General features: G+C 54.5%; 6 protein-coding genes. 5 read left to right on the top strand and 1 reads right to left on the bottom strand.

The window, feature by feature from the left end; genetic code table 11:
* On the top strand, positions 1-960 hold a 960-nt coding region (locus Q7O77_RS13360; protein WP_304168170.1), incomplete at its 5' end, for an L-serine ammonia-lyase.
* Between the two features lie 56 nt (positions 961-1016).
* Here the strand turns inward: Q7O77_RS13360 and Q7O77_RS13355 are convergent.
* Positions 1017-2576 carry a TerC family protein gene (locus Q7O77_RS13355; protein WP_085652484.1) on the bottom strand — a complete coding sequence of 520 codons (1560 nt, stop codon included), beginning with the start codon at positions 2574-2576 and terminating at the stop codon, positions 1017-1019.
* Between the two features lie 595 nt (positions 2577-3171).
* Between Q7O77_RS13355 and manX the strand changes: the two genes are divergently transcribed.
* From manX to Q7O77_RS13335, 4 genes are all read left to right on the top strand, one after another.
* Positions 3172-4128, top strand: a complete 957-nt coding sequence (manX, locus tag Q7O77_RS13350; RefSeq protein WP_304168166.1) for a PTS mannose transporter subunit IIAB — start codon at positions 3172-3174, stop codon at positions 4126-4128.
* 66 nt (positions 4129-4194) lie between these two features.
* A complete protein-coding gene (locus Q7O77_RS13345) occupies positions 4195-4995 on the top strand; it encodes a PTS mannose/fructose/sorbose transporter subunit IIC (protein ID WP_304168163.1) in 801 nt (266 codons plus the stop codon).
* Between the two features lie 13 nt (positions 4996-5008).
* The gene (locus Q7O77_RS13340; protein WP_304168160.1) at positions 5009-5851 is read left to right on the top strand and encodes a PTS mannose transporter subunit IID; all 843 of its coding nucleotides are present in this window, start codon (positions 5009-5011) and stop codon (positions 5849-5851) included.
* Positions 5852-5905: 54 nt separating this feature from the next.
* The coding region (locus tag Q7O77_RS13335) for a DUF986 family protein (protein ID WP_304168157.1) at positions 5906-6171 on the top strand (266 nt) is incomplete at its 3' end.

The raw sequence follows: 6171 nt of genomic DNA, 5'->3' as shown, positions 1-6171 counted from the left end.
GCATTGATTTACCGTCAGACCTACTACTCTATTGGCGGCGGATTTATCGTCGACGAGGCTCACTTTGGTCAGCCGGTTATCGCCCCCGTCGAAGTGCCCTATCCCTACGATTCGGCGCAACAGCTGCTCGCATTGTGTAAGGCTAACGGTCTGTCCATCTCCGCCCTGATGTTACGCAACGAGCGCGCCATTCGCCCTCAGGCCGAGATTGATGACTATTTTGCGAATGTCTGGCGCGCCATGAGTCAGTGCATCGACCGCGGTCTCAATACTGAAGGACTGCTGCCCGGCCCGTTACGCGTTCCCCGGCGTGCGGCCGCGCTGCGACGTATGCTCATGTCATCCACCGCCCTGACGCAAGATCCCATGTCCGTCGTAGATTGGGTCAATATGTTCGCTTTGGCCGTCAATGAAGAAAATGCGGCGGGCGGTCGCGTCGTCACGGCGCCGACCAACGGGGCCTGCGGCATCGTGCCCGCCGTACTGGCGTACTACGATCGCTTCATTGAGCCCGTCGGTCCGCAGGTGTTCTTGCCCTATTTCATGACAACAGGCGCTATCGGGATTTTGTACAAAATGAATGCCTCCATTTCGGGCGCTGAGGTCGGCTGTCAGGGCGAAGTCGGGGTGGCATGCTCGATGGCTGCGGCCGGTCTGACCGAATTGCTGGGCGGCAGTCCTGAACAGGTCTGCGTCGCCGCTGAGATTGGCATGGAGCACAATCTGGGGCTGACCTGCGATCCGGTCGCCGGTCAGGTACAGGTGCCCTGTATTGAGCGCAATGCCATTGCGGCCGTGAAAGCGATCAACGCGTCGCGCATGGCCATGCGGCGCACGTCCGAGCCTCGCGTGTCGTTAGATAAAGTGATCGAAACGATGTATGAAACCGGTAAGGATATGAATGCGAAATATCGGGAGACGTCGCGCGGCGGATTGGCAATCAAAGTCCAATGTGATTAAACGGCGCTGAATGTAGAAGGCTGTGCGCGGATGCGCACAGCCGATAGCGAAGCGAGTTACGCCTCTTCGTCTTGATCCTGTTGGTCAACGACGCGTTCAATACGCACCAGTTCGATACGGTATTCGCTGGCCGCCATGATGGTAAATCTCAGGTGGCTGAACTCCAGCACCTCCCCAACATGCGGGAACTCATTGCTGTGAGCCAGCAGCAATCCGGCGAGCGAGGTGTAATCCTCTTTCGGGTCCACCAGATCCTGCATGTCCAGCGCCTGCTGCAGCGAGTGCAGATCGGTTCCGCCCTTCACCAGCCAGCCAGTGGCGTCGGCGACAATCTCCGGCGTTTCATCCTCGTCAGGGAATTCACCGGCGATCGCTTCCAGCACGTCCAACGGCGTCACCAGACCCTGTACGACGCCAAATTCGTTGGTCACCATCACCAGACTGCCTTTCGCGCGTCGCAGGACCGGCAGCAGATTAATGACATCCAGCGTCTCCGGCACCACGATAGGCGACGTGACTGCGGCGAAGGTTTCCACATCCTGGCCCTCTTCGAGCGCCACCAGCAGATCTTTGGCGCGGACCACGCCCACCAGCTCGTCCAGCTCCCCACGGCAGACAGGGAACAGGCTATGCGGCGTATCCAGCAGCTGAATGCGGATCTCTTCCGTGGAGCGTTCGCTATCCACCCAGGAGATTTCCGTCCGCGGCGTCATGACGCTGCGCAGTGAACGCGAGGCCAGCGTCAGGACACCGCTGATCATATAGCGCTCTTCTTCGGCGAATGTCTCTTCGATACGCGTCTGAGGCTCTTCTTCGTCATCCTGTTCGTTGTTTTTGGCACGCGCGCCCATCAGACGCAAAATCGCTTCGGCGGTACGCTCGCGCATGGGGCGATGCGACTGGTGCTTGGCGAAGTTATGACGCGCAATCTGATTGAACAGTTCGATGACGATGGAGAAGCCAATCGCCGCGTAGAGGTATCCTTTAGGTATATGGAAACCAAAACCTTCGGCCACCAGGCTAAGCCCGATCATCAGCAGGAAGCTCAGGCACAGCACCACGACCGTCGGATGTTCGTTGACGAAGCGCGTCAGCGGTTTGGAGGCCAACAGCATCACGCCCATGGCGATGATCACCGCGGTCATCATGATACCCAAGTGGTTAACCATCCCGACGGCGGTAATGACCGCATCCAGAGAGAACACCGCGTCAAGAATCACGATCTGAATGACGACGGCCCAGAAATTGGCATGCTCGCGGCTGGCGTTAGGATCGTGCGGACGGTTTTCTAACCGCTCATGCAGCTCCATCGTCGCCTTGAAGAGAAGGAATATCCCCCCCGCAAGCAGAATCAGGTCACGACCGGCAAAGCTGAATTCGCCGACGTGAAACAGCGGACGCGTCAGCGTCACCATCCAGGAAATCAACGAAAGCAGTCCCAGACGCATCAACAGTGCGAGCGACAGGCCGATGATACGGGCCTTGTCACGCTGCTTCGGCGGGAGCTTATCCGCCAGAATCGCGATAAACACCAGGTTGTCGATGCCCAGAACAATTTCGAGTACCACCAACGTCAGTAAGCCTGCCCAGATTGAAGGATCTAGCAAAAATTCCATGTCAGACTCCGAAAAATGAACGAACTAATGACATTAATGCCACAGCGTTTTTGAATAAGGTTGAGATGTGTGCACGATCGGCTTGAGGCTGATGTGGGCCGGAATGGCCGGTTAAGAAGTACCAATCACCCGCCGCAGCCGGTGTAATAGAAATGAATCGTCGATGACAGTCCATAGGAAAGGCGTCCGCCTGTAACTCCTCTTTAATTGAAAGAAAGTTAACTCTAGCAGGTTGTTTCTGGTTTTAACAAAGTTTTTCTATAGACGTACTTTCTTCGTCAATATTGATAACAAGACCACACTTTTCATTATTCGTATTACGGATCACATTTTGCCCCCAACGATTGGGGAGCAGCGTCACACTATTTATTTTTTCGCAACATAAAATAATTCACGGCTGGGTAAGACATTTCCGAACAGCTTGAATCGATTCACAGTACGTTTCAGGTCGGATGCGTTTTCCTGATAAAGCAGACTCAAAAAGCATTTTGTGAACTATTGTCAACAAGACGGGAAACCATTCCTTGAGATGCGTCCTCCCGTACTCTCTGTACACAGCACACCTGATAAAGGGTGTTTAACGAGGAGGTAGCAAGTGAGTATCGCAATTATCTTATGCACTCACGGTGCCACTGCCGGGCCCTTGCTCAATACAGCTGAAATGATCCTGGGAAAACAGGACAACGTCGGCTGGATTGATTTTGTTCCCGGCGAAAATGCAGAAACGTTGTTGGAAAAATACGAGACCAAACTCGGCGAGCTGGATACGGCCCAGGGCGTACTCTTCCTGGTCGATACCTGGGGAGGCAGTCCTTTCAACGCCGCCAGCCGACTGGTGACGGATAAAGAAAACCATGAAGTAGTTACCGGAGCCAACATCCCCATGCTGGTTGAAACGTTTATGGCGCGTGACGATGACCCACGCTTTGCCGATTTGGTCGCTATCGCCCTCGAAGCCGGTCGCGCGGGCGTCAAGGCGTTGAAAACCGCGGATGCGGCCCCTGCTAAACCCGCGGCGAAGCCCTCCGCCGCCCCCGTGGTCACCCCAGGCCCCGGCGGCCACATGAAAATTGGTCTGGCGCGCATCGACGACCGATTGATTCATGGTCAGGTAGCCACCCGCTGGACGAAGGAAACCAACGTCAACCGCATCATCGTCGTCAGCAATGAAGTCGCGGCCGACAATGTGCGTAAAACGCTGCTGACGCAGGTGGCTCCGCCCGGAGTCAGCGCGCATGTGGTGGACGTCGCGAAAGCGATTCGTGTCTACAACAACCCCAAATATGCGGGCGACCGCGTCATGCTGCTATTTACCAATCCGACCGATGTCGAAACGCTGGTTGAAGCCGGTGTGAATTTGCCGTCGGTCAATATTGGCGGCATGGCATACCGACAAGGAAAAATTCAGGTCAATAACGCCGTATCCATAGACGAAAAAGATATTGAGGCATTCCGCAAGCTGGCTGCGCGCGGCATTGAGTTGGAGGTCCGCAAAGTATCGAGCGATAGCAAGATCAATATGATGGATTTAATTAACAAGGCGGCTCGCTAATACACCAAAAATAGTGATGCGTAACGATTTAAAAACTCAGAACGCTATTCATACAGGAGAAGTACAATGGAGATCACCACACTTCAGATTGTGCTGATATTTATCGTAGCTTGTATATCAGGAATGGGTTCCATTCTTGATGAGTTTCAGTTTCACCGCCCTTTGGTAGCCTGTACCTTAATTGGATTTGTTCTCGGAGATATTAAGACCGGTATTATTATCGGCGGAACATTGGAAATGATTGCTTTAGGCTGGATGAATATCGGGGCCGCCGTGGCACCCGATGCCGCCCTAGCTTCCATCATTTCCACCATTCTGGTTATTGCTGGCGGACAGAGCGTCGGCGCCGGGATCGCGCTGGCTATTCCACTGGCGGCGGCGGGTCAGGTGCTGACGATTATCGTCCGGACCATCACCGTGGCTTTCCAGCATGCGGCAGACAGTGCAGCCGAACGCGGCAACCTGTCGGCCATCAGCTGGCTCCATATTTCCGCTCTGCTGTTGCAGGCCATGCGTATCGCCATCCCGGCCGTACTTGTCGCAATCTCAGTTGGAACCGAAGTGGTTCACACCCTGCTGTCCTCCATACCGGATGTCGTCACTAACGGCCTGAATATTGCGGGCGGCATGATTGTCGTGGTGGGTTACGCGATGGTCATCAACATGATGCGCGCTGGCTATCTTATGCCGTTCTTCTACCTCGGTTTTGTCACCGCGGCCTTCACCAACTTCAACCTGGTAGCTCTGGGTGTGATTGGCGTCGTGATGGCCGTGCTGTATATCCAGCTCAGTCCGAAATATAACAAGGTTCAAGGCGCAGCGGCTCCCGCCCAAGGCAATAACGATCTCGACAACGAACTGGATTAACAGGAGTGACATCATGACTGACTCAACCGAAGTAAAAAAACTCACTGCCAGCGACGTACGAGGCGTGTTTATTCGCTCTAACCTGTTTCAGGGATCGTGGAACTTCGAACGTATGCAGGCGCTCGGCTTCTGCTTCTCAATGGTGCCCGTCATCCGCCGCTTGTACCCGGAAAATTCGGACGAACGCAAACAGGCCATCAAGCGCCACCTGGAATTTTTTAATACCCACCCCTTCGTGGCCGCCCCGATACTGGGCGTAACGATGGCGATGGAAGAACAGCGGGCCAATGGCGCTCCCATCGACGACGGCGCTATCAACGGCCTTAAAGTCGGACTGATGGGGCCGCTAGCCGGCGTCGGGGACCCTATCTTTTGGGGAACCGCCCGGCCGGTATTCGCCGCGCTCGGCGCCGGGATTGCCATGACGGGTAGTCTGCTCGGCCCGGTCTTGTTCTTCGTGCTCTTTAACCTGGTACGTCTGCTGGTGCGCTACTACGGCGTCGCCTACGGCTACAAAAAAGGCGCGGACATCGTCAGCGATATGGGCGGCGGTTTCCTGCAAAAAATGACGGAGGGGGCGTCAATCCTCGGCCTGTTCGTCATGGGCGCATTGGTTAACAAATGGACGCACGTTAACATTCCCATGGTGGTGTCGCGTGTGACTGGTCAGGATGGACACACCACGGTGACGACCGTGCAATCCATCCTCGATCAGCTGATGCCGGGTCTGGTGCCACTGCTGCTGACCTTCGGCTGTATGTGGTTGCTTCGCCGTAAGGTTAACGCGCTTTGGCTCATCATGGGCTTCTTCGCGATTGGCATTTTTGGATACTGGATTGGTCTTCTGGGTCTGTAACGCTCTCCAGCCGGGAATGGTTGACGCTATTCCCGGCTCGTTTATGGAGTCGTCATGAGTTTCACCGATATCATCATCATCCTCTGTATCGCCCTCACCCTCATTTACGCCGTTTATGATGAATTTATTATGGACCGCCTCAAAGGCCCGACGCGTCTGCGAATTTTATTACGCCGTCGCAATCATTTAGATGCATTGATTTATATCGGGTTGATTGGCATTTTAATATATAAAAACATCACGAGTTACGGGACCACATTAACGACGGTATTACTGTTTTCTCTGATATTAATGGTTATTTACCTTTCCTTCATTAGATA

This window comes from Lonsdalea britannica (assembly GCF_946477055.1).
Classification (GTDB): domain Bacteria; phylum Pseudomonadota; class Gammaproteobacteria; order Enterobacterales; family Enterobacteriaceae; genus Lonsdalea; species Lonsdalea britannica_A.
This window is presented reverse-complemented; position numbering and strand designations above follow the sequence as displayed.

What these genes read in the sequence shown, in the direction of transcription:
- Q7O77_RS13355 (WP_085652484.1), bottom strand. Translation starts at nt 2,576, where the DNA reads ATGGAATTTTTGCTAGATCCTTCAATCTGGGCAGGCTTACTGACGTTG.
- Q7O77_RS13345 (WP_304168163.1), top strand. Translation starts at nt 4,195, where the DNA reads ATGGAGATCACCACACTTCAGATTGTGCTGATATTTATCGTAGCTTGT.
- Q7O77_RS13340 (WP_304168160.1), top strand. Translation starts at nt 5,009, where the DNA reads ATGACTGACTCAACCGAAGTAAAAAAACTCACTGCCAGCGACGTACGA.